We start from the raw sequence: 1,356 nt of genomic DNA on the forward strand, positions 1-1,356 counted from the left end.
GCTAAAAAATGGTCAACCAATGAAGGAGGCGGATATATTTGGCACACCACAGGTTCAGGAAAAACGCTTACCAGTTTTAAAGCCGCACGATTAGCAACGCAATTGGAATTTATTGATAAAGTATTCTTTGTAGTTGACCGTAAAGACCTGGACTTTCAAACTATGAAGGAGTATCAGCGATTTTCTCCTGATAGCGTAAATGGTTCGGATAGTACAGCGGGTTTAAAGCGAAACATTGAAAAAGACGACAATAAGATTATTGTTACCACCATACAAAAACTAAATAACCTCATGAAAAGTGAAGGTGATTTGCCCATTTACCAAAAGCAAGTCGTTTTCATTTTTGATGAAGCACACCGTTCTCAATTTGGTGAAGCACAAAAAAATCTGATTAAGAAGTTTAAAAAGTTTTATCAATTCGGTTTTACAGGAACGCCAATATTTCCGCAAAATGCGTTAGGTGCTGAAACTACTGCAAGTGTTTTCGGTCGTGAACTTCACTCTTATGTAATTACGGATGCGATTCGTGATGAAAAAGTTTTAAAATTCAAAGTTGACTANTGAAGCACAAAAAAATCTGATTAAGAAGTTTAAAAAGTTTTATCAATTCGGTTTTACAGGAACGCCAATATTTCCGCAAAATGCGTTAGGTGCTGAAACTACTGCAAGTGTTTTCGGTCGTGAACTTCACTCTTATGTAATTACGGATGCGATTCGTGATGAAAAAGTTTTAAAATTCAAAGTTGACTATAATGATGTTAGACCTCAGTTTAAGAGCATAGAAACTGAAATAGATAAGAAAAAACTAAGTGCAGCAGAAAACAAAAAAGCGTTGCTTCACCCTGAACGCATCAAAGAAATATCTCAATACATTTTACAGAACTTCAGAATAAAAACTCATAGAAATCAGGGAAGCAACAAAGGATTTAACGCCATGTTTGCCGTAAGTAGTGTTGAAGCAGCCAAGTGTTATTATGAAGAATTAAACATGTTGCAAAAAGAGAGTGAAAAGCCATTAAAAATAGCAACAATCTTTTCTTTTGCTGCAAATGAAGAGCAGAGCGCAATAGGTGAGATAGTTGACGAGAGCTTTGAACCATCTGCAATGGATATTAGTGCGAAAGAGTTCTTAACGAAGGCAATCAATGACTATAACGCAATGTTCAAAACCAGTTATGGAGTTGATAGTATTGAGTTTCAGAATTATTATCGTGACCTTGCCAAACGGGTAAAAAACAAAGAGATTGATCTAATTATCGTAGTCGGAATGTTTCTAACAGGTTTTGATGCTCCAACACTCAATACATTATTTGTTGACAAAAATTTGAGGTATCACGGTTTAATTCAAGCCTTTTC

Annotated in this window: 2 pseudogenes; both read left to right on the plus strand. The window is 35.5% G+C overall.

From position 1 onward, the window contains the following. Positions 1 to 546 (plus strand): annotated as a pseudogene (locus CHU92_RS00020) (DEAD/DEAH box helicase family protein); the annotation flags it as partial. Positions 547 to 562: 16 nt separating this feature from the next. Further along, positions 563 to 1,356: pseudogene (locus tag CHU92_RS00025) on the plus strand (type I restriction enzyme subunit R domain-containing protein); the annotation flags it as partial.

The organism is Flavobacterium cyanobacteriorum, assembly GCF_002251835.1.
GTDB classification, from domain to species: Bacteria; Bacteroidota; Bacteroidia; order Flavobacteriales; family Flavobacteriaceae; genus Flavobacterium; species Flavobacterium cyanobacteriorum.